This is a genomic window from Halorhabdus amylolytica, from assembly GCF_004944975.1.
Taxonomy (GTDB): Archaea; Halobacteriota; Halobacteria; order Halobacteriales; family Haloarculaceae; genus Halorhabdus; species Halorhabdus amylolytica.
Genome location: NZ_SPQG01000001.1, coordinates 162,671 through 182,603, shown reverse-complemented (window position 1 = coordinate 182,603; position 19,933 = coordinate 162,671). Strand labels below are relative to the sequence as shown.

At 62.0% G+C, this 19,933-nt stretch carries 18 protein-coding genes and 1 pseudogene; 14 read left to right on the top strand and 5 right to left on the bottom strand.

Annotated elements, in window-relative coordinates; translation table 11 throughout:
* Positions 1-791 precede the first annotated feature (791 nt).
* Complete coding sequence (locus tag E3374_RS00920) at positions 792-1,211, top strand: HEAT repeat domain-containing protein (RefSeq protein ID WP_136686764.1); 420 nt, start codon at positions 792-794, stop codon at positions 1,209-1,211.
* A gap of 193 nt (positions 1,212-1,404) precedes the next feature.
* Here E3374_RS00920 and E3374_RS00915 read toward each other — a convergent pair whose 3' ends face one another.
* Positions 1,405-2,646 (bottom strand): tripartite tricarboxylate transporter permease, encoded by a 1,242-nt coding sequence (locus tag E3374_RS00915; protein WP_136686762.1) that lies wholly within the window; start codon positions 2,644-2,646, stop codon positions 1,405-1,407.
* 97 nt (positions 2,647-2,743) lie between these two features.
* On the opposite strand from E3374_RS00915, the gene E3374_RS00910 reads away from it, so the two are divergent.
* From E3374_RS00910 to E3374_RS00895, 4 genes are all read left to right on the top strand, one after another.
* A complete protein-coding gene (locus E3374_RS00910) occupies positions 2,744-3,307 on the top strand; it encodes a hypothetical protein (protein ID WP_136686760.1) in 564 nt (187 codons plus the stop codon).
* 12 nt (positions 3,308-3,319) lie between these two features.
* Positions 3,320-3,532, top strand: coding sequence for a helix-turn-helix transcriptional regulator (locus E3374_RS00905; protein ID WP_136686758.1), 213 nt, complete (start codon positions 3,320-3,322; stop codon positions 3,530-3,532).
* A gap of 87 nt (positions 3,533-3,619) precedes the next feature.
* Positions 3,620-4,525, top strand: a complete 906-nt coding sequence (pdxS, locus tag E3374_RS00900) for a pyridoxal 5'-phosphate synthase lyase subunit PdxS (protein WP_136686757.1) — start codon at positions 3,620-3,622, stop codon at positions 4,523-4,525.
* Between the two features lie 154 nt (positions 4,526-4,679).
* Positions 4,680-5,885 (top strand): mechanosensitive ion channel family protein, encoded by a 1,206-nt coding sequence (locus E3374_RS00895; RefSeq protein ID WP_136686754.1) that lies wholly within the window; start codon positions 4,680-4,682, stop codon positions 5,883-5,885.
* Positions 5,886-5,937: 52 nt separating this feature from the next.
* On the opposite strand, the gene E3374_RS00890 is transcribed toward E3374_RS00895, so the two are convergent.
* Positions 5,938-6,813 (bottom strand): homoserine kinase, encoded by an 876-nt coding sequence (locus E3374_RS00890; RefSeq protein ID WP_136686752.1) that lies wholly within the window; start codon positions 6,811-6,813, stop codon positions 5,938-5,940.
* Positions 6,814-6,904: 91 nt separating this feature from the next.
* Here E3374_RS00890 and E3374_RS00885 point away from each other — a divergent pair, with 91 nt between their 5' ends.
* Positions 6,905-9,094 carry a sensor histidine kinase gene (locus tag E3374_RS00885; protein WP_248299358.1) on the top strand — a complete coding sequence of 730 codons (2,190 nt, stop codon included), beginning with the start codon at positions 6,905-6,907 and terminating at the stop codon, positions 9,092-9,094.
* 86 nt (positions 9,095-9,180) lie between these two features.
* Positions 9,181-10,494 carry an NAD(P)/FAD-dependent oxidoreductase gene (locus tag E3374_RS00880; protein ID WP_136686749.1) on the top strand — a complete coding sequence of 438 codons (1,314 nt, stop codon included), beginning with the start codon at positions 9,181-9,183 and terminating at the stop codon, positions 10,492-10,494.
* A gap of 161 nt (positions 10,495-10,655) precedes the next feature.
* On the opposite strand, the gene E3374_RS00875 is transcribed toward E3374_RS00880, so the two are convergent.
* Positions 10,656-11,264 carry a DUF6149 family protein gene (locus E3374_RS00875; protein WP_136686747.1) on the bottom strand — a complete coding sequence of 203 codons (609 nt, stop codon included), beginning with the start codon at positions 11,262-11,264 and terminating at the stop codon, positions 10,656-10,658.
* Positions 11,265-11,412: 148 nt separating this feature from the next.
* Between E3374_RS00875 and E3374_RS00870 the strand changes: the two genes are divergently transcribed.
* The 6 genes from E3374_RS00870 (at position 11,413) to E3374_RS00845 (ending at position 18,216) form a co-directional block, all read left to right on the top strand.
* Complete coding sequence (locus E3374_RS00870; protein WP_136686745.1) at positions 11,413-12,657, top strand: NAD(P)/FAD-dependent oxidoreductase; 1,245 nt, start codon at positions 11,413-11,415, stop codon at positions 12,655-12,657.
* A 61-nt stretch (positions 12,658-12,718) separates the two neighbouring features.
* The gene (locus E3374_RS00865) at positions 12,719-13,135 is read left to right on the top strand and encodes a DUF7124 domain-containing protein (RefSeq protein ID WP_136686743.1); all 417 of its coding nucleotides are present in this window, start codon (positions 12,719-12,721) and stop codon (positions 13,133-13,135) included.
* Between the two features lie 90 nt (positions 13,136-13,225).
* Positions 13,226-13,756: a DUF5815 family protein gene (locus E3374_RS00860; protein WP_136686741.1), complete on the top strand. Its 531-nt coding sequence runs from the start codon at positions 13,226-13,228 to the stop codon at positions 13,754-13,756.
* Positions 13,757-13,865: 109 nt separating this feature from the next.
* On the top strand, positions 13,866-14,120 hold the full coding sequence (locus E3374_RS00855) for a hypothetical protein (RefSeq protein WP_136686739.1): 255 nt from the start codon (positions 13,866-13,868) through the stop codon (positions 14,118-14,120).
* 260 nt (positions 14,121-14,380) lie between these two features.
* Positions 14,381-17,620: a carbamoyl-phosphate synthase large subunit gene (gene carB / locus E3374_RS00850; protein ID WP_136686737.1), complete on the top strand. Its 3,240-nt coding sequence runs from the start codon at positions 14,381-14,383 to the stop codon at positions 17,618-17,620.
* 14 nt (positions 17,621-17,634) lie between these two features.
* Positions 17,635-18,216 (top strand): hypothetical protein, encoded by a 582-nt coding sequence (locus E3374_RS00845; protein ID WP_136686735.1) that lies wholly within the window; start codon positions 17,635-17,637, stop codon positions 18,214-18,216.
* On the opposite strand, the gene E3374_RS00840 is transcribed toward E3374_RS00845, so the two are convergent.
* The gene (locus E3374_RS00840; RefSeq protein WP_282568425.1) at positions 18,166-18,564 is read right to left on the bottom strand and encodes a Bax inhibitor-1 family protein; all 399 of its coding nucleotides are present in this window, start codon (positions 18,562-18,564) and stop codon (positions 18,166-18,168) included. The two genes, E3374_RS00845 and E3374_RS00840, sit on opposite strands and share 51 nt — an antisense overlap.
* Before the next feature lie 100 nt (positions 18,565-18,664).
* Positions 18,665-19,639 carry a hypothetical protein gene (locus E3374_RS00835; RefSeq protein ID WP_136686731.1) on the bottom strand — a complete coding sequence of 325 codons (975 nt, stop codon included), beginning with the start codon at positions 19,637-19,639 and terminating at the stop codon, positions 18,665-18,667.
* Positions 19,640-19,774: 135 nt separating this feature from the next.
* Here E3374_RS00835 and E3374_RS17510 point away from each other — a divergent pair.
* Positions 19,775-19,933, top strand: a pseudogene (locus E3374_RS17510) (IS5/IS1182 family transposase); the annotation flags it as partial.

Sequence of the window (19,933 nt, the reverse complement as noted above, 5' to 3'; positions counted from 1 at the left end):
TCGTCGGTGGCTCGCGCAAGGCTGCAAACGCAGCTGCTGGTGCCACGAGTACTGCCAGAGAGACTGCCGAAGCAGCGGCCAACGACCGGTCGGAGTCACCAACCCATCAACAGGAAGTAAACAGGGAGCAACCTCCTTTGGAGGAAACACGACACGATTCCGAGGAGCCGGAGCAAGCGCTTCCGGATGCCGATGTTGAACGTCAATTTGGTCGTTTCAAGACTTTTTACGCGGCATACACCGGGTATTCATTCTTCATCCCAATTCTGATCGTCCTGAGTGTCGGTGCATTGGAGTACATCTCCATCGGGGATCTGTTGGTGGGTTCCTTCCAGGTCGCACTCTTGCCCGGTCTCTTTGCGGTGGTCGCCCGCGTTCGGAGGAAAGTCACATGGGGCATCGCGTTCGCGTTCGCACTGATCTTCACACTCGGCTCGTTCGTTTCGTTTATCGGAATCCTTCCTACGTTTGGCGTTTTCGTGGGAGAATCTCCGGGATTCGACCAGCCACTGCTGTTTCTCATTACTCTCGGTCAATTCGCACTGCTCGGTGGGATTCTCCGTGCCGGATGGAAAGGGCGCCACGCCGTTTTCAACCCGGGATCAGTCGATGACGTTGCTCGGGCAGAAGAATCGACGGCGTCCGTGGATCCAACGGAGACAACATCTTCCCCCGAACCCCGTTCGGTGAATGACGAGAAAACCACCGCTTCCACTGAGACTCCATCTGCAACGGATACAGTTTCTACAGCCGGCTCTCCATCGAAGGGGGCGGTAGATCCGGATACGTCGGTGGACGAAACGACGGCAGCCCAGGCGTCAACAGATACAGCAACGGCAACGGAATCGCCGCCAGAGGACGAAGAACTATCGGAGACAGATCCCTCGGAAGAGCGTTCATCGGGCGCTGATCAACCGAAAAACGAACGAGAAGCGGCGTCTCTCGAAGCACGGCTCACAGATCTCGAAAATGACGACCTGACAGCGGCCGAGATCCGTGAACTGGGTGACGACCTTCAGTCCGATGGCGTCCCTGATCAAGCGTTCACACTTCTTGAGCGCCACGCCGCCGCTGACGATGCCGAGATCAGACTTGCAGTCTGTGAAGTCTGTGCCGAGATCGACGATGAACGTGCGGACGAGATTCTTCGGGGTCGCCGCATCGACACTGATGATCGGGTCATGAACGCAGCTATCAACGGACTACGGTAGGCCCCTCTTCCTGACCTGACAATATACTTGCTAACAGCAATCAGCGTCATTTTCTTCTCGGATTGATGGCCCGGATCGTCGGTAGTTCGATGCGATAGCTTATCCAGATCACCATCGAACGTATGAAAAATTGAAATCGGAAGGGAAATCGGTCGATTACTGACCTCCAGTCGAAAACCGATCGTCGACACGCTCACACACCCAGGATCAACGGCCCGATCAACACTCCCATCAGCGAGACACGCCGAGCACCCAATCTGGCAGGGATCAGGCCAATCAGGGTACTGACACCGTAGACGGCGACGCCGATCAGACCGGCGAACAGCCCCGAGAGCACTGCCAGCACGACGAGCACGCCGGCAGACAGCCGGACGTGATCGAGTCGTCGGACAGCCCCGATGTACCAGTCGCCGACCACGACGACGAGGACGAATCCGACTGCCGCGGCGATGAGAACGGCCGCCACGAGAAGCGGCCAGGCCAGCGGCGCACCTGAGCGATCGAGCGCGACCAGCACCCCGGTCCGTGGGTTGCCGAAGGCGAGCAATGCACAGAGCGCAAAGAGGGTGTTCGACGTATTGACGCCGCTCGTGGTCACGACGAACCCGCGGCTGCCGTACTTCGACGGGGCACTGACCAGTGCCAGCGTTGCCGCGATGGCGCTGGAGACGCCCGGAAGGTAGCCGACGATCGCCCCCGAGACGGTGCCCAGTAATGCGAGACCACCGACCGACGTCCGCGTCGTCCGGACGGCCGGATCGTCCTGTCTCGGGACGCCGGATCCACGCATCGCGTCGATCAGTACTGGCGCACCGAACAGTCCGCCGAACAGCGGCGCGAGCATGCTGCCGACCGAGAGGATGCCATCGGCAGGCACGTTCAGTGTCATTACCCCGAGGAGTGCACTGACGACGAACGACAGCAGCGCGGCCTTGCGAGCGTGATTCGTCGGCTCGGTTGCGATCACCGCCGCGGCAATGATCGTCAGGACGACGGGCAGCCGCTCGGCGAGTACGGGATAGATTTCGAGCATCGCGAGCGTCACCGGGATCGCAAGCGGCAGCGCGAAGACGACTGCCAGTCCACTTCCGAGCGCTGACAGTCGGAGCGCTTCACGGCCGCGACCGCCGAGGACGAGGCGATGACTGGGAAGCGCCGAGGCGGCCATGGCCGGGTCCGGGACGCCGAGTGCCAGCGCGGGCACGAAATCCAGGAACGTGTGGACGACGCCCGCGGCGAGCATCGCTGCGCCGATCAATCGCGGTGGAAGCGGCACGCTTGGGGCGACCCCCGCCAGTAACAGCGCGAAGTTGTTGGCGTGCAAGCCGGGCGTCAGCCCACTGATCGTCCCCAGGCAGATCCCGCCCGCGATGGCGCTAACGGCGAGCAAGGTGGCTTCCGGGGCGAAAGCGATTCTGATGCCGAGATCGAACACGCCTGCATCTGGTCACGTTCCGCTGGATAAAACCGAGGATCACACGTGGTCCGGCAATGGAAAGCTTCATTAACATAGCGGAAAACAACCTTCACATATGAAGCGCGACACATGGGTGGCAATTGGGCTGTTCGCGGTCGGGGTGTCAGCGTTCGGTGCCGGCTACGCGCTGGTACTGGAATCGAGCCTCAGCTATCTGCCGGGAGTCGGCCTGACGCTCGTGGGCGGTGTCCTCGTCGGGCTGTCAGGAGCGGTCGCATTCCGCTGGCAGGCAGGTTACGTTTCGCGGCGACGGACACTGGCGCTCGTGGCGACGTTTCTGGGTGTTGGCCTGGGCTCGGTCGGGATCACACCTTTTCTCGGAACAGGTGACACCGCCCAGATGGCGTTTCTGGTGTTTTTGATTCCGGCTGTCGTCTACTGGATCCATCGCCGGGAGACGGAGACGACAGTCACTCAGACCGACGAGCGGATGCAGTTGCTAGCGTACAAGGCCGCGTTTTGGGTTCTGATGGCGATTGTGGTACTCGGCGGTGCGCTGCTATGGGCCCGAGAGTTCGGTGTGTACACGTTCTCGGGAGAGGCGACCCTGGCGGCGGTCACTGGCATCGGTCTGTTCGGCTGGTACGGGGCGTTCCGCTACTTGCAGATGCACAATTGACGGTCTGAACGCATGGATAACGACATCGAAGTTCGACGGGTCAAACGCAATCTGACCCAGGAGGATCTCGCCGAGGCCCTCGACGTGACGCGACAGACTATCGGCGCAATCGAACAGGGACGGTACGACCCACGGCTCGAACTCGCCTTCGATCTCGCCGAGTTCTTCGATACGACTGTTGAGGAGCTCTTCTGGCGCGAGTCGGAGTCCGACAGCGACGAGTGATCGGGTGCTGCTGGACAGATCACTCTGACTCACCTTCCGACGCGCGAAAGCGACTCGTTAAGTGAATCCATAGCCAACCCGGAAACAATGACGGAAACCGATCTCGAAGACCTGCGTCGGGGTACCGAACTCGTCAAGCGCGGCTTCGCGAAGATGCAGAAAGGCGGCGTCATCATGGACGTCGTCAGCCCGGAACAGGCCCGTATCGCCGAGGACGCGGGTGCGGTCGCCGTCATGGCCCTGGAGGCCGTCCCGGCGGACATCCGCAAGCGCGGTGGTGTTGCGCGGATGGCCGACCCCGCGGACGTAACGGAGATCATCGAGGAAGTTTCGATTCCGGTGATGGGCAAGTCCCGGATCGGCCACACAAAGGAGGCCGAAATTCTGGAGGCCATCGGCGTCGACATGGTCGACGAGAGCGAGGTGTTGACCCCCGCCGACGACGCCTATCACATCGAAAAGCGGGAGTTCACGACGCCGTTCGTCTGTGGCGCGCGCAATCTCGGTGAGGCCTTGCGACGAATCGACGAGGGCGCGGCGATGATCCGGACGAAAGGCGAGGCCGGAACGGGCGACGTCAACCAGGCCGTCCACCACCAGCGGACGATCAAGGGCGCCATCCGGAAGCTGGAGGGCATGAGCCACGAGGAACGCGAGGCCTGGGCACGCGAGCACGAAGCGCCCGCCGACCTGGTCCACGAAACCGCCGAGATGGGTCGGCTGCCGGTCGTCAACTTCGCCGCGGGCGGGATCGCGACCCCCGCCGACGCCGCGCTGATGATGTATCACGAGTGTGACGGCATCTTCGTCGGGTCTGGTATCTTCGGTGCGGAGGATCCCCAGGCCATGGGCGAAGCGATCGTCGAGGCCGTCAACAACTACGACGACCCCGAGCGGCTGGCCGAGATCGCCTCGGACATCGGTGGCGGGATGAAAGGCGACGCCAACGTCGACCTGCCCGAAGAGGAACAGCTGCAGGACCGGGGCGTCTGAGAGTCGTGTCGTTTGCGGACCGGAACGTCGAATCCCCGAAGTCGGCCCCAATCGCCCTATTTTCAGTCCCGGGATACTGATAGACGTGTCGTAAAGATGGACTGCCCGAGCGACGAAGGCAACCGTCAAGGGAGCCCCCGTATCATGGGATACTATGGCCAGTGTCGCCTCGACACTCTCCCAGATAGGGGAGTTCCTGTCGAGTCTCTCGACTGTCGAGTGGCGCGTGGCGGTCAGTGCAGGCGTGATCGCCCTCGCACTCCTCGTCGGGGTGGTGATCGTTCCGTTCGTCGTTCGACAGCTTCGTCGGACAGTGAGGCGACGACTGCTCGGCGGATGGCTCGCGGATGCCGTCGACGTCGTCGAGGAGTACCTCCCGACGACGATCGGACGGTTCGCCGTTCGGACCATGCAGTTCGCGGTGGTGATCCTGGAGGTACTCGCCCTGTTGATCATCTGGAACCTTCTCACTCCGGTCGAGTCACTGATAAGATCGAGCGGTCTCTCGATGGACCTCGTCTTTCAATTGTTGCTAACCGCGGTACTGGCGGGCGCGATCTACGTCATCGCCGATCAGTACAAACAGGCCATCGGCCGGATCGGGAAACAGGCGTCCTGGATGACCGACCACCAACAGGAGATCGTCGTCCGGATGGGCCAGATAGTTATCCTGCTGTTTGGCGGGCTGCTCGCGCTTGGTCTCTGGGGTGTCGAACTTCAGGGGCTGCTCGTCGGCGCGGGCTTTCTCGGGATCGTCGTCGGGCTTGCCGCTCGCCAGACGCTCGGCTCGCTGATCGCCGGGTTCGTGTTGATGTTCTCCCGGCCGTTCACGATCGGCGACTGGGTCGAGATCGGCGGCGAAGAGGGCGTTGTCACCGATATTACGATCATCAATACCCGTCTGGAGAACTTCGATGGCGAGGTGGTCGTCATACCCAACGACAAGGTCAGCAACGAGGCGATCGTCAACCGGAGCCGGCGTGGCGTCCTTCGTCTCAAAGTCGACGTGGGTATCGATTACGAGAGCGATCCTGAACGCGCCAAAGCCGTCGCCCTGGAAGCGATCAAGGAGGTAGATTCGGTCGCCGACGGGCCGCCGCCACAGATCGTGCCGAAAAAATTCGGCGACTCGGCGGTCGTCCTCGAAATGCGTTTCTGGATAGATCACCCCACTCCGCCGCGGAAGTGGAACGCAGTCTCCGGCGTCGTTACCGGGGTGAAGGCAGCTTTCGAACGGGAGGGGATCAAGATCCCGTTCCCACAGCGGGAACTCTCCGGACGGGCCGAAACCGGGGGATTCCAGGTCAAGGAGACGACTGGCGAAACGGTCACGTCACGCAGTGACGATCCGGACGCCTGATCCGGGCCCTATCGCCGTCCAGTAAGATGTCTTTTCGTCTCGAGTCACTCGTTCAGTACAGTGTCGCGCCGTCGCCGATCCGCGTCTGGTAGGTCCGTGCGTCGACATCTGCTTCCTCGAAGGCGTCGAGCATGGCCGAAGCGACGCCGCGCTGATCGCCCGGTCGACAGACGGCCAGTACGGCCGGGCCGGCACCGCTGATCGTGACGCCCGTCGCACCCGCATCAAGCGCCCGTTCGCGGACGGCGTCGTATCCATCGATCAGCTTCGCTCGGGCAGGTGTGACAACGCTGTCTTCCATCCCTCTCCCCACGAGGTCGGGATCATCGCGATGCATCCCGCTGGTGAGCGTTGCGGCGTTCCCGACGGTCTCGACGAGCTGGTCGACAGATGTCTCGCTGGGCACCACCCGTCGAGCATCGCGCGTCGAGACGACGATCTCGGGGAGACAGGCGACCAGCGAGACCGAAGCATCGATCTGTGTGACGCCGCCCGGCGTCGCGATCGTGAACCCTCCGAGGATCGCCGGGGCGACGTTGTCGTCGTGTGCGTCCCCGGAGACGACTGCCTCTCCCTCGGCGGCGATCGGAACGAGTTCCTTCCGGGACTTCCCGCGATCGTAGAGTTCATTCAGCGCGACCGCCGCGGCAGCGGCGCTAGCAGCTGAAGAACCGAGGCCGGACGCGGGCCGGATTCCCTTATCGATCTTGATGTGGGCGGGTGCGTCGAGCGCGTCGACGACGGCCCCCACGGTGTTCTTCTCGGGATCCTCGGGGATGTACTGGCTGCCGGCCCCGGTAACCTCGATGGTCGTCTTCTCGGCGCGCTCGACGCGGACGACATCGGCTGGCCGTTCGAGTGCGATCCCGAAGACATCGAAGCCGCTGCCGAGGTTCGCGCTCGTGGCCGGCGCCCGCGCCGTCAGCATACCCCGGCTTTCCCCGACAGCGGGCAAAAAGGTAGCGAATGCGGGCCTCAGATCACCCCCAAACATAAGCCCCCGTCACGCGAACCGCCGTATGAACTATTCCATGCCCGCCCCCTCCATCGATCTCCTGCTGATCGGCGGGAGCCTCGCCGGCGGTGTGGTCTGTGCCTGGCTGGCTGCCTTCGCCTGGCATCGGCGGGACGTCCCGGCCGCCAAGCCCTTTGGCGGATTCATGGTCGCCGCTGGTCTCTGGTCGGTCGCCTACGCCGGCGCTCTGCTGGCCGGGGACGCCGAGATCATCGCTGCGTTACTGGTGACTGCAGACATCGCAGCCGCGGGAATCCCGCCGTTGTGGGTCGCGTTCACGCTCGCGTACACTGGGCTCGACAGATATCGTCGGCCGGCGGTATACGCTGTCCTTTGGGCGATTCCGATCGCCTATGCTGGATTGGCAGTGACCGCCCCCTTGCACGGCCTGGTCGATATCGCCGTCGAGTTCCGGACCGTCGCCGGCGTGACTGTACCGACGCTCGTGCGGGGCGTCCCGTACTGGGCGAGCGTCAGCGTGGCGTACCTGCTCGTGTTCGTCGGATACGCGATCCTCGTTCGTTTCCTGCTGTCAGCCAGTCCGGTGTACCGGCGCCAGGGAAGCGCCATCGTCGGCGGCAGCCTCTTTCCCGTGGTCGGGAACGCTCTGTTCGTCGTCGGGATCGGCTCACGGACAGGACTCGATCCGACGCCGTTGACTTTCGCACTCGGTGGAGTGATCGCCGGCTGGGCGCTGTTTCGCTACGATTTCCTGTCGGTCACCCCGCTCGCGAGCGACCTGCTTCTCGACGAACTCCCCGATCCCGTCCTCGTCCTCGACATCGACGACCGAATCGTCGATCACAACGACGCGGCGATCGACGCGTTCGACGGGGGGCAACTGACCGGTCGGAACGTCGAGGCTGTCGCGCCGAACTTGCTCGATCGCGTGGCATCCGGGGATCTGGTCCGGGCAACGAACCCGAACGATCCAGGTGAGACTGCGCTGTTCGATCCCCGGGACACCGAGATAACGGACTCGCGTGGCGACTGCCGCGGTCGTTTGATCGTGCTCCGGGACGTCACCGTCCAACAGCGCCGCATGGATCGGATCGAGGCGCTACAGGCGACCACCGAGCGACTCATCGAGGCACGGATCGACGACGAGGTTGCGGATGTCGCCGTCTCGTTCGTCGAACGGGTCCTTGGTCAGGAGATCGCGGTCGTCTTTCTGGCCGACGAGGGCCGACTCCGTACGGCGGCAGTTTCCTCGTCTGTCGAGGACGCGATCGACGGACGTCCGCCGGACGTGACGGCGGAGACGGCGGTCCTGTTCGAACAGTACGACGCGGAGGAGACAGGCGTTCTGACGGGATCGGACTGGGGGTGGAGCCCGTTCGAAACGCTCGACGTGGACGGCGTACTCGCGCTGTCGCTCGGGGAACACGGGTTGCTGTGTATCGCCTCCCGGGAGGGCACGGCGTACTCGGCCGAGGATCGGCAGTTCGCGACGATCCTCGCCGGGGCGACCGAGACCGCGCTGGATCGGGTTGCCCGTGAACAGCAACTCCGGGAGAGCCGTCGCGTCGTCCGCCACCGGACGGAGCAACTCGAATTCCTCAACGGCGTGCTCAGACACAACATCCGCAATGGGGTCCAGGTCATCGACAGCAACGCGCAGTTGTTGGCCAGGGATCTCCAGGGAGACGACAAGGAACGCGTCGATCGCATCAGGGAGCGGTCGGCGGAACTCTCGGAACTCACCGGGAAGATCCGTTCGATCACCGAGACACTCACATCCGACGGTGATCGGGTCTGGGCCGTCGACGTGGGTGCGCCCCTCTCTGCCGCCCTCGAACGCGTCGAGGCCGAACACACCCTCACTGTCAAGGGTGACGTCGACGACGATCAGACAGTGCTGGCGAACGGCCTGCTTGCCGACGTCTTCGAGGCTGTCGTTCGGAACGCGGCTGAACACGGCGACGACGCTTCGGCGACCGTCGAAATCGAAATACGACCGATGGGCGAGTGGCTCCAGGTACGGATCGCCGACGAGGGGCCAGGCGTCTCGGATCACCTCAAGGAGTCGCTGTTCGAGCGGGACGTGAGCGTCAGCCAGACCGCTCATGGGTTTGGGCTGTACTTCGTCGCGGTGATGATGGACCTCTACGGCGGGGACGTCTGGTTCGAGGACAACGATCCGACCGGTGCGATCGCAGTTCTGGAGTTTCAGCGCCCGTCCGCCGAAGAGTGAACGCCGTTCGGATCGTCGGACCACACGACTAGCCTCCGCCCGTTCGTAACGGAAAGGCCTATTCGCGGACCCGCCGAAGCCGGCCCATGATCGGTGTCGTCGGCGGCGGGGTCGCCGGGCTTGCTGGGGCCCGTCGCCTTCAAGAACGAGGGTACGACGTGACAGTGTTCGAGGCGAGCGACGACCTCGGCGGACTGGCGGCGACATACGAAACCGCCGGCGATCCCGTCGAGAAGTTCTACCACCACCTCTCGAAGTCCGAGGAGACCATCGTCGAGTGGATCGAGGAACTGGGGCTTGGTGACAATCTGGAGTGGCGCTACGGTAGCGACGCCTACTACGTCGACGGCGTCGTCCACCCCATGGACAAACCATGGGAGATCCTCGCCTATCCGCACCTTTCGCTTTACGACAAGTTTCGCCTGGGAATGCTCGTGCTGGATGTCGACGTTCGCGGCGGGGTTCCTTCCTTCGACACCTACGAACGACTGGAGGACTTCGAGGACGTGCCGGTCAGGGAGTTTATCCTCGATCACACCTCGCGGGGTTGTTTCGAGCGGTTTTTCAAACCGCTGTTGGAGGCGAAGTTCGGCGACCGCTGGGAGTCGGTCAGTGCCGCCTGGCTTCTCGGGCGGGTGAAGTTCCGCGGCGAGCGGGACATCCTCAAAGGCGAACTGCTTGGCTATCTCGAAGGGGGGTTCGGCAGACTCATCGACGCCATGCTCGAATCGGTCGGCCGTGAGAACGTCGTCACGGGCGCTCGCGTGGCCGATCTCGGGATCGAGGACGGCGCCGTGGGCTCCCTCACCGTCGAGACCGGCGACGGAACCGAGACCCACGACGTCGACGCGGTGGTCGTCGCCACGATGCCGGACGTTCTCGAACACCTGACGGGCTACGAGTGTGGCATCGACTTCCAGGGGACCGTCTGCTCGGTCATCAGTATGGAGCAAGCCCTGACGGACACCTACTGGCTCAACATCGCCGACGAGGCGCCCTTCGGCGCGCTGATCGAACACACTAATTATGTGTCGGCGGAACGATACGGCGGTGAACACTTGTTGTACGCCGTCAAGTACGTTCAGGATCTGGGGGACGAACTCTGGCAGAAGGAGGACGAAGGCGTCGAAGAGACCTGGCTATCCGGTATCGAAGATCTGTTCCCCGACTTCGATCGGGAGTCCGTCAACTGGATCGAGACGGCACGCAGCCCCAAGACTGCGCCCATCTACGAGCGGGGCTACCTCGATATGGTGGTGCCCTACGATCTGAGCGAGGACGTAGCTTCGGGCGTCTACTACGCGGGGATGGCCTCACGGGCGCAGTACCCCGAACGTTCGATCAACGGGGCGATCGTCGCCGGCGAGGCGTGTGCCGAACGGATCGGCGAGGCTGAGTAGTCGAACGTTAGTACGTTTCGATCGCAACGTCGAGGCGCTCGTAGGCCTCCTCGGAGAGTCGGATACTTTTCGACATGTGCATACGGTTGTATGCAGACTCACTCAGGGCTTACTCCGTCGGCCGCACGTTCAGGAAAACGCGATCGGGACTGCGCTGCCGATCAGGACTCGATTTCCCTGCCCTCGACAACATCGCGGTCGACGCCGGGTGCTTCCTCGACGTCGACTTCGTCGGGTTCCTCTTCTCCGCCGATCACGACCTCGCCGTCCTCGGTTTCGACGTAGACGTCGTCGGCAAAGCCGCCGATCGCGTGGGGATGTTCGGGGTCGTCGAGTTTCTCCGGCGTCGAGGGAGCATCGGGTAGTCCACCGGCGGGTGCGAACTCCCCTAACGGATCGTCGATCGTGATACCGTGAGATTCGAAGAAGTCGGCGTAGCGATCGTAGTGGATCTCGACCTCCTCGACGGGGAACTCCATCATTTCGGTCCAGCCGTGGTTGTAGAAGTCGAAGTTGGCCTGAGCGTGGGTTATCTCGCGGGCCTCGGCCTCGGGGTATCCCTCCTTCAAGGCGGCGACGTAGGTATCCATCGTCGCATCGAAGAACGCTTCCAGGCGTTCGCGTCGCTCCTCCTGGTACTCCTCTTGTGCCCAGTCGAGGAAGACACCGGTATGCAGGTTGACCAGTCTGTCGGCTACCATCTCGCCGACGACCGGTGCAGTCAGGCTCTGTTTGGCCGCCCAGTGTTTGACGCTTTGTTTGATCTTCATGTGGGTCGGAATACTCGGTCGAGCCCCATCAACTCAGGGAAGTCGGCATCCGGTAACGAGCGACGTTCGGACACGCGGGTTCCCGGATCGAGTGATATGATTTCGCCGATAGCAATCCACATTAGGCCCCGGGTCGAAGGACGGTATCATGACCACGTCGCACGTGATCCTCGGCGACGGGATCGCGGGCAGTTCCGCCGCGGAGACGATCCGCGAGGCGGATCCAGACGCCGAGGTGACCGTCATCACCGAGGAGGGCGAACCTCTCTACAACCGGATCCTGATCAAGGAGTTCGCCAAAGGGAAACTCCCCGAGGATCCCATCGCGATCCACGAGGAGGAGTGGTACGACGAGCGCGACATCGCCCTCGAACTCAACACTCACGTCACGGACGTCGACACTGACGCGAAGGTCATCGAGGCCCACGACGGCTCCACTTACGAGTACGACAATCTCTTGGTCGCGACTGGCGGCACGCCGATCGAGCTGCCCGTCGAGAACAGCGACGCCGATGGGATCCACCACTTCTGGACGTTCGAAGACGCCAGGCGGATCCGCCAGCACGCCAGCGAGGCCGAGACGGGCGTCATCGTCGGCGCGGGCCTGCTCGGTATCGACCTCGCGGCGATCTGTGGCGCCCAGGGCGTCGACGCGGACTACCTGATGCGCGGAAACCGGTGGTGGCGCTACGCGCTGACGCTCGACGGTGCAGAAATCGTCCATGAGGCGCTCCGGGATCTAGGGGTTGATCTGGTCTTCGAGAGTGGCCTCGACCACTTCGAGGTCGACGAGGACGGTCACGTCAGCGGTGCCATCGACTCCAACGGCGAGTTCCACGAGGCCGAGTTCGCCGCAGTCGCTGTCGGCCTGGACTACAACACGGAATTCCTTCAGGGGACACCGGTCGAACTCGACGACGGCGTCGTCGTCGACGAACACATGCAAACGAACGTCGAAGGCGTCTATGCCGCCGGCGACCTGACACGCTACCACGACGTGATCCTCGACGAGGGGGCACAGAACGGCTCCTGGGGGAGTGCCAAGGAGCAGGGGGCAGTCGCCGGCGCGAACATGGTCGCCGACGAACCCGTCGAGACCTTCCGATACGTGCCGACGTACTCGATCACGCACTTCGACTTCCCGTTTCTCTCCTTTGGCCATCCGACGATCGGCGACGACGCAGCCGAACGCAAGTACGATGACGAGGAGTGGCGTCGCCTCACGTTCAAGGACGGTAAGCTGATCGGCGGCGTTCTGATCGGCGATCTCTCCCAGCAGAGCGCGTTCAAGCGGATCATCCGCGAGGAACGACCCGTCGCCGACCAGAAGGAGGCACTGCTTGCGCCCGAGGTCGATCTCGAAGCGCTGGCTCCGTCCCCCCTCGAACGGTGACTGACCGCCTGGTCCGTCCCGGATCGACACGGTTTTGCGCGTCAGTCGGATGTTGAGACACATGCACGGCGATACGGGCGGTGAGATGACTCTCGCTTTCGACCTCGACGCGCTGCGACAACTGGCCCACCCCGATGCAGTGTTCACTGACGCACGCCAGTGGAGCGAGTACGTCGGCATCGTCTCCGACGAACCGACGTACGTCGTCACCAACTTCGCGCGGAAACACCGCGTCCGCCAGGACTTCTTCTCCGGACCCCGCGGCCGCACGGAGAGTCTGGAGAACGTCATGGGCCAGTTCGAGACGCCACGCTACGTCTATGTCGGTACCGACGACGAGGCGGCGGCACTGGCCGAAGAAGCCGGCTGGGAGTTTCTGGACGTCACTGATGCGGCCGAGGCCGCCGAGTGGGAACTCGGCGAACCCGAACCGCCGGCTCAGGCCGAACAGGAAGAGACACGCGACGACTGGCCCTGACCTGCCGGGGTCGGCAAGACGACACGTTGGGACGCGGAAGTGACGTCGCCCATCGGGGCGTTTAACCGCCCGCGGGCGCAATCCAGGCCGATGAGTACACCTCGCGTCCCTGGAGCGGGCGACCGCATCGAACTCCCCTGTGGCGAGTCAATCGGCCTCTCCGAACTCGACATGGGTATGCGGGAGTTCGACTGTGCGTGTGGGTCGACACACGCACTCGTCATGGACGTCCATCCGCCGGCCCGCTTCCTGCCCGAGTTTCTGGTCGACGTGCTCCGCGAGACGGTCGAGACGACCGACGAGGCCGAGGAACTCGGAACCGTTCACCTCATGGGCATCGTCTTAGAGGAGTTCCCGGACGCTGTCGTCGCCGAGGACGTCTCCGAGGACGGCGACATCGGCTGTGGACTCGTCTGGATTACTGACTTCGACGCCCGACGCCTCCACGAAATCGTCGTCGAACTTATCGTCGATTTGATGGAACACGCCGTCAGTCACGCGAACGACGAGGACACGATCACGGAATTCGAGGCCGAGATGCGTGAGTTCGACGTGAGCGAGTTCGTCGACGTCTACCGGGCCGAACGCGACCTCGAAGGCGAGCACGACACGGCTGTCTGACCAGGCGTGTGACGTTTCCGCGAATCGTTCGCTTCGTGTGACAGTCGATCGCGCCGTCGTCTATCGAAACTGTCCGATCGTCCGTCAGACGGTAGTCTGACGGTAATTAATGGTGTTCGGGAACAATTGTCAGACTATGTTACGCCACGGCGAGTTCGAGCGGATCCGCGCCGTGTTGCGGGAGGCGGATCACGAGGAACCCCTGACTGCCAGAGAAATCCTCGCCCTGCTGGAGGAGCACGGCGAGTCCTTTGACAGCGCCCATCAGGTGGCAACCGTCCTGGGTCGTCACGCCGAGACCGGCGAGGTTGAGGTGATCCGCGACCGGCCCTACCGATATCGGTTCGACGACCGCGGACAGTGATCACGGTCGGGACGGGAGTGCCGGTCGACTTCCGTCCTATTTCGGACTCTCGTAAAGCAGTTCCGTTGTTTTTTCGTCCGGAATTCGTGGATGGTGGTTTCAAATGCTATCAGTTGTGTGAACCGCGACGACCGGGGCACCGTTGCCGAGGCTCGTTACGACGGGCCGAGTGACCAGGGTCGATACGATTTTCGAAATTCACTTGCGAGTATCGTAACCTTTCGCCGGGCTTATTACGACGAACGAACTCCAGACGCACAATGACAGACGAGGAAGATCACACGATCCTGTTGATCGGAAGCGGCCCGATCCAGATCGGTCAGGCGGCCGAGTTCGACTACTCCGGGGCCCAGGCCTGTCGGGCGCTCCAGGAGGAGGGTGCGCGCGTGGTCCTGGTAAACTCGAACCCGGCGACGATCATGACCGACCCGGAGATGGCCGACAAGGTGTACCTCGAACCCATCAATACCGAGGCCATCGCCGAGATCATTCGCAAGGAGGACCCCGACGGCGTCATCGCCGGCCTCGGCGGCCAGACCGGGCTGAACGTCACCGCGGAACTCGCCGAGGAAGGGGTACTGGAGGACCACGACGTCGACGTGATGGGCACGCCACTGGATACTATCTACGCGACAGAGGACCGCGAGCAGTTTCGCAAGCGCATGGAGAAGATCGACGAGCCGGTCCCTGCCTCGACGACTATCGACTCGATCGGCGGGGTCGAGGACGCCGTCGAGGAGGTCGGCGGGCTACCAGTCATCATGCGGACGACCTACACGCTCGGAGGCGCAGGATCGGGCGTCATCGGTGACATGGACGAACTGAAAGAGCAGGTCCGCAAGGGCCTTCGCCTGTCGCGTGACGACCGTGTGATGATCACCGAGTCTATCGATGGCTGGATCGAACTCGAGTACGAGGTGATGCGTGACGCCGACGACTCCTGTATCATCATCTGCAATATGGAGAACTTAGATCCGATGGGGATCCACACCGGCGAGTCGATCGTCGTCACGCCTTCACAGGTCATCCCGGACGAGGGTCACCAGGAGATGCGGGACACGGCGCTGAAGGTGATCCGCGAACTCGAGATCCACGGCGGCTGTAACATTCAGTTCGCCTGGCGGGACGACGGCTCGCCCGGCGGCGAGTACCGCGTCGTCGAAGTCAATCCACGCGTCTCCCGTTCGTCGGCACTCGCTTCGAAGGCGACGGGGTATCCGATCGCCCGGGTCACCGCGAAGGTCGCGATGGGCAAGCGCCTCCACGAGATTGAAAACGAGATCACCGGCGAGACGACTGCTGCTTTCGAGCCTGCGATCGACTATGTGGTCACGAAAGTCCCGCGCTGGCCGATCGACAAGTTCCGCGACGTCGACTTCGAACTCGGGCCGGCGATGAAGTCTACCGGGGAGGCGATGTCTATCGGCCGGACTTTCGAGGAGTCACTGTTGAAGGCGCTCCGTTCGAGCGAGTACGATCCCGCCGTCAACTGGGCCAGCGTGAGCGACGAGGAACTCGAAAGCGAGTACCTCGTCCGCCCCTCACCCGACCGGCCCTACGCGATGTTCGAGGCCTTCGAACGGGGCTACTCCGTCGAGGAAGTGTCGGCACTGACAGAGATCCGCGAATGGTACGTCGAACGCTACAAGCGGATCGCCGACGCAGCTGAGGCCGCCAGCGCGGGCGATCTCGACGTCGCTGCCGAGGCCGGGTTCACGAACCACGAGGTCGCGACCCTCGCCAGTGGCGGAGCCTTCGACGATACCCACGCCTCTTGGCTGCCGGACCGCTTGCTCGACGAACGGGGAGTCGTCAGCGAGAACGGGGAAGTCACCCCGCAGGCCGACGGCGGGACCGGTGCCGTCACAGTCGAAGACGTCGAGGATGCCGCGCCCGACCGGTCGTTCAAGCAGGTCGATACCTGCGCCGGCGAGTTCGAGGCCTCGACGCCGTATTACTATTCCGCGCGGGAACCTCTCTCTGGACTGGAGCGCAACGAGGTCCAGGTCGATCCGGACGTCGAGAGTGTCGTGGTCGTCGGGGGCGGCCCGATCCGGATCGGCCAGGGCGTCGAGTTCGACTACTGTTCGGTCCACGCCGTCCGGGCCCTAGAGGAGATGGGAATCGAGGCCCACGTCGTCAACAACAACCCCGAGACGGTCTCGACGGACTACGACACCTCTGATGGCCTGTTCTTCGAACCGATCACCGCCGAGGAGGTCGCCGACGTGGTCGAGGAGACCGGTGCCGACGGCGTGATGGTCCAGTTCGGCGGTCAGACCTCCGTCGACATCGGACACCCGCTGGAGGAGGAACTCGAACGCCGTGACCTGGATTGTGAGGTTCTCGGTACGTCGGTCGACGCGATGGACTTAGCGGAGGACCGCGACCGGTTCAACCGCCTGATGGACGAGTTGGGCATCGATCAGGCCGAGGGCGGCACGGCGACCAGCGAGGAGGAAGCGCTCGAACTGGCTCGCGATATCGGGTATCCGGTTCTCGTCCGTCCCTCCTACGTACTCGGCGGTCGGGCGATGGACGTCGTCTACAACGACGAGGACTTAAAGACCTACATCGAGGAAGCAGTCCGGGTCAGTCCCGACAAGCCGATCCTCGTCGACGACTTCCTGGCGGATGCGGTCGAACTCGATGTCGACGCCGTGGCAGACGCCGCGGGCGAGGGCGGGGACGTCCTCATCGGCGGCGTGATGGAACACGTCGAGACCGCGGGCGTCCACTCCGGAGACTCGGCCTGTATGATTCCGCCGCGCAGTCAGGAGATCAAAGATGTCATGCCGCGTATCCGCGAGGTGGCCGAGGAAGTTGCCCGAGAACTCGACGCCGAAGGGCTGCTCAACGTCCAGTTGGCCGTCAGGGATGGAACTGTATACGTACTAGAGGCCAATCCTCGCTCCTCGCGGACGGTGCCGTTCATCTCGAAGACGACCGGTGTCCCGATCGCGAAGCTGGCCGCGAAGGTCATGGCCGGATCGAGTCTCGACGAACTCGACGTCGAGGAGCAACAGCCCGGACAGGTCTCGATCAAGGAGGTCGTCCTGCCGTTCGACCGTCTCCCGGGCAGTGATCCGCGACTCGGCCCGGAAATGAAGTCGACGGGCGAGGTCATGGGGACCGCCGGGAGCTTCGGTAAAGCCTACCAGAAGGCCCAGCAGGCAGTCGGGAAGGCGATCCCGCTTTCGGGCACGGCGATCGTCGATCTGCCGGTCCTCGGGTTCGAGGAGCACTTTGAGACGTTCGACTTCGACGACTTCGAGGACAAGACGGCGATCGAGCAGGCCCTGCGTGAGGGCGAGATCGATCTCGTCGTCTCGCGGGACCGGGACGTGCTGGAGATCTGTGTCGAGGAGACGATCACGTACTTCTCGACTATCGAGAGTGCCGAGGCTGCCCTCGAAGCGATCGAATCGGCCGACGAACCGCTGAACGTGCAGGACATCGCCAGCCGACCGAAGACCGCCCGGAAGTGGGGCGACAGCTGAGGGAGATTGCATCCATGGATCGAACCGAACGTGCGCTGGCATCGTTTCTCGGCGATGACGAGGAGTTGGTCGAGACCTGGACAGTCGATACGATCATTCGCGGGTTCGAACTGTCGCCACCGGGGATGGGGCCGACCGAGACGCTAGGCCTGACCGATCGACGACTCCTCTGGCTGGACGAGGACCTCGAAACAGTGGAGTTCGAGGACGTCGAAGCGATCAAAACCGAGACGATGCAGTCCGGAACGGGGTCGGCGATCCTTCGACTCGGTGTGCTCAGCCTGGCGATCGGCATCCTCGCGACGATCGCGCTGTGGCTGTTCATGTCGTTTTCGCCACTGCTAACGGCAGCACCTTTCGGAGTCGGGGTGGTTACCTTCGCCCTGAGTGTGGTCACCGCTCGGCTCCGTGACGATGACGAGGCGGGGGAAACGTACCACTATCTGGCCGTCCAGACGTCACGGACAACGCTACAGGTCTACGCCACCGAAGCGACCGTCGAAACGATCGTCGACCAGATCAACGCCCAGCGTAAAGGCGATCCTTCAGACGAGGAGAGCGAGAACACCAACGCAGATGCGGAACCCGCCGGCTGATAGCAGTTCACCGGCAGTCGCATCAGATATACATTCCTCGTTTTTCTTCCAAAGGCGCGGACACTCCGGGATCACGTCGATTCGGTGGTAGGTGTTCACCGGATGGACGCCGAACGGGTTTTGCGAGATGGTCAATTTGCTTCCCCGAGCAGTTCGGGGACGTGGATGAAAAATCAAGAAGAAATCCAGGTAGAGAGATATTGCATCGCCAACTGGCCCGTAGTCCTCTTTTTGGATCTTGCTGACGTCATAGAGGATGAACAGCGAAAAGACGATCACCGTTCCGATGTCCACGGCGATGATCATGGTACTTGAGAGGTTGAAGACGAACATTCGAAGCGCCGCAATACCGATAATTCCGTAACTACATTTTCTCTTGAATGGCGGTTCAGGAGCGTCGTCTATCTTGCTCGAACGTGGGTTGGGTCTAATCGTTCCCCATAGCTACCTATACCCACTCGTCAACACAGTCCGTTAGACATCCTTTGCTGACTCTGCTCGATGGTGGGACACACCCAAGATTCCCGAAGAATGATAGCATAACACCACCAGTTCCTCCGGCACAGACGAGAATCAGACACGCCACAAGAACTGGCGGTACAGGTGATCCTAGGAAACACGTGAAACACCCACCGGCCTGGTAGACGCAAAATATCAGATCGGCCATCGCCTTGTCACAGTCACAAGATGATGCAGTTGATATTTGATCATTTCCGGCGGCAAACGTTTTCTCTTCGAGCACCTGGAACCCTCCTTGGACTGGTTTCTGCGTCCGTTGACCTTTATTGTCTCTCCCATGTGCTTTGCCGATCGACGGATCATGGCCTCGAATTCGCTCGATCTCGTGATCCTCCGCATTCATATGGTGGATATAGAACTCTTGTTCTTTGGGTGCTATACTCACCTCGACGTTATCTGCCGTTGCAAGATCGTTTCGACTTATCTTCCGTAATATTCGATGAGTTTCTTTCTTTGTTGCGGATCGCTGGAATGTTGTCTCGTTTTCATTGGATTTTAGCCGTGCTGTCGTGCCCTCTGGCCAGTCGATCTCGACCTCCGGAACCCGCTCGTCGAAATCAAGAATAGCTGTATGCTCGCCACCCGTGGTTACGACCGTCAGTGTGCCATGATTCGTTGGAATTGCCGCTCCGGCAGGATGACCACTGGTATCCTGTTGCACAGAAGCGGACGAGGGATCTTCCCCAGTAGCGATCAGTACCGCGTCGTCCGGTCTGCATTCCAAGCTGGGGTCCACACGTTTGATCGCCTTTACTTCCATAGATTCGAGGAGGGGTTTGATTTCATCAGAATCTTCCGACGCCGATGCGGGAACCGCTCCAACAAATCCAAGCGCAGCCAGTGCGGAAGTAGCGATACCTTTTTCGAGCAATTCCCGTCTGCTAAAATTGTTATTTGATTTCACAAATGGATGTTCATACGAATGATATAAAAATCTAACCATTTCATCTTGTAAACTAATTGGCTCTGGTGAATCACTAGACAGCGTCGGCTTCGACCGTCAGAACTAGGGAGATGAAGCGGGAAACCGTCGATGCCTATGTCGAAGATCTCCCGCTTCACAAAGAAAGCGGTTCAGTTAGCTTAAAATGCTGTCGGTGGCCGAGGCGAAGTCGCCGCCCCCGAAGGGGGTGGCGGCTTCGCCGACTACGCGGTTGTGTCGCTGCACTGTCTGCGGGTTTATTTGGAGAAATCCTAC

Excerpts from the sequence above, each read along its gene's own strand:
- E3374_RS00910 (WP_136686760.1), top strand. The coding sequence starts at position 2,744 with ATGAAGCGCGACACATGGGTGGCAATTGGGCTGTTCGCGGTCGGGGTG.
- E3374_RS00905 (WP_136686758.1), top strand. The coding sequence starts at position 3,320 with ATGGATAACGACATCGAAGTTCGACGGGTCAAACGCAATCTGACCCAG.
- pdxS (WP_136686757.1), top strand. The coding sequence starts at position 3,620 with ATGACGGAAACCGATCTCGAAGACCTGCGTCGGGGTACCGAACTCGTC.
- E3374_RS00895 (WP_136686754.1), top strand. The coding sequence starts at position 4,680 with ATGGCCAGTGTCGCCTCGACACTCTCCCAGATAGGGGAGTTCCTGTCG.
- E3374_RS00890 (WP_136686752.1), bottom strand. The coding sequence starts at position 6,813 with ATGCTGACGGCGCGGGCGCCGGCCACGAGCGCGAACCTCGGCAGCGGC.
- E3374_RS00885 (WP_248299358.1), top strand. The coding sequence starts at position 6,905 with ATGAACTATTCCATGCCCGCCCCCTCCATCGATCTCCTGCTGATCGGC.
- E3374_RS00880 (WP_136686749.1), top strand. The coding sequence starts at position 9,181 with ATGATCGGTGTCGTCGGCGGCGGGGTCGCCGGGCTTGCTGGGGCCCGT.
- E3374_RS00875 (WP_136686747.1), bottom strand. The coding sequence starts at position 11,264 with ATGAAGATCAAACAAAGCGTCAAACACTGGGCGGCCAAACAGAGCCTG.
- E3374_RS00870 (WP_136686745.1), top strand. The coding sequence starts at position 11,413 with ATGACCACGTCGCACGTGATCCTCGGCGACGGGATCGCGGGCAGTTCC.
- E3374_RS00865 (WP_136686743.1), top strand. The coding sequence starts at position 12,719 with ATGCACGGCGATACGGGCGGTGAGATGACTCTCGCTTTCGACCTCGAC.
- E3374_RS00860 (WP_136686741.1), top strand. The coding sequence starts at position 13,226 with ATGAGTACACCTCGCGTCCCTGGAGCGGGCGACCGCATCGAACTCCCC.
- E3374_RS00855 (WP_136686739.1), top strand. The coding sequence starts at position 13,866 with ATGGTGTTCGGGAACAATTGTCAGACTATGTTACGCCACGGCGAGTTC.
- carB (WP_136686737.1), top strand. The coding sequence starts at position 14,381 with ATGACAGACGAGGAAGATCACACGATCCTGTTGATCGGAAGCGGCCCG.
- E3374_RS00845 (WP_136686735.1), top strand. The coding sequence starts at position 17,635 with ATGGATCGAACCGAACGTGCGCTGGCATCGTTTCTCGGCGATGACGAG.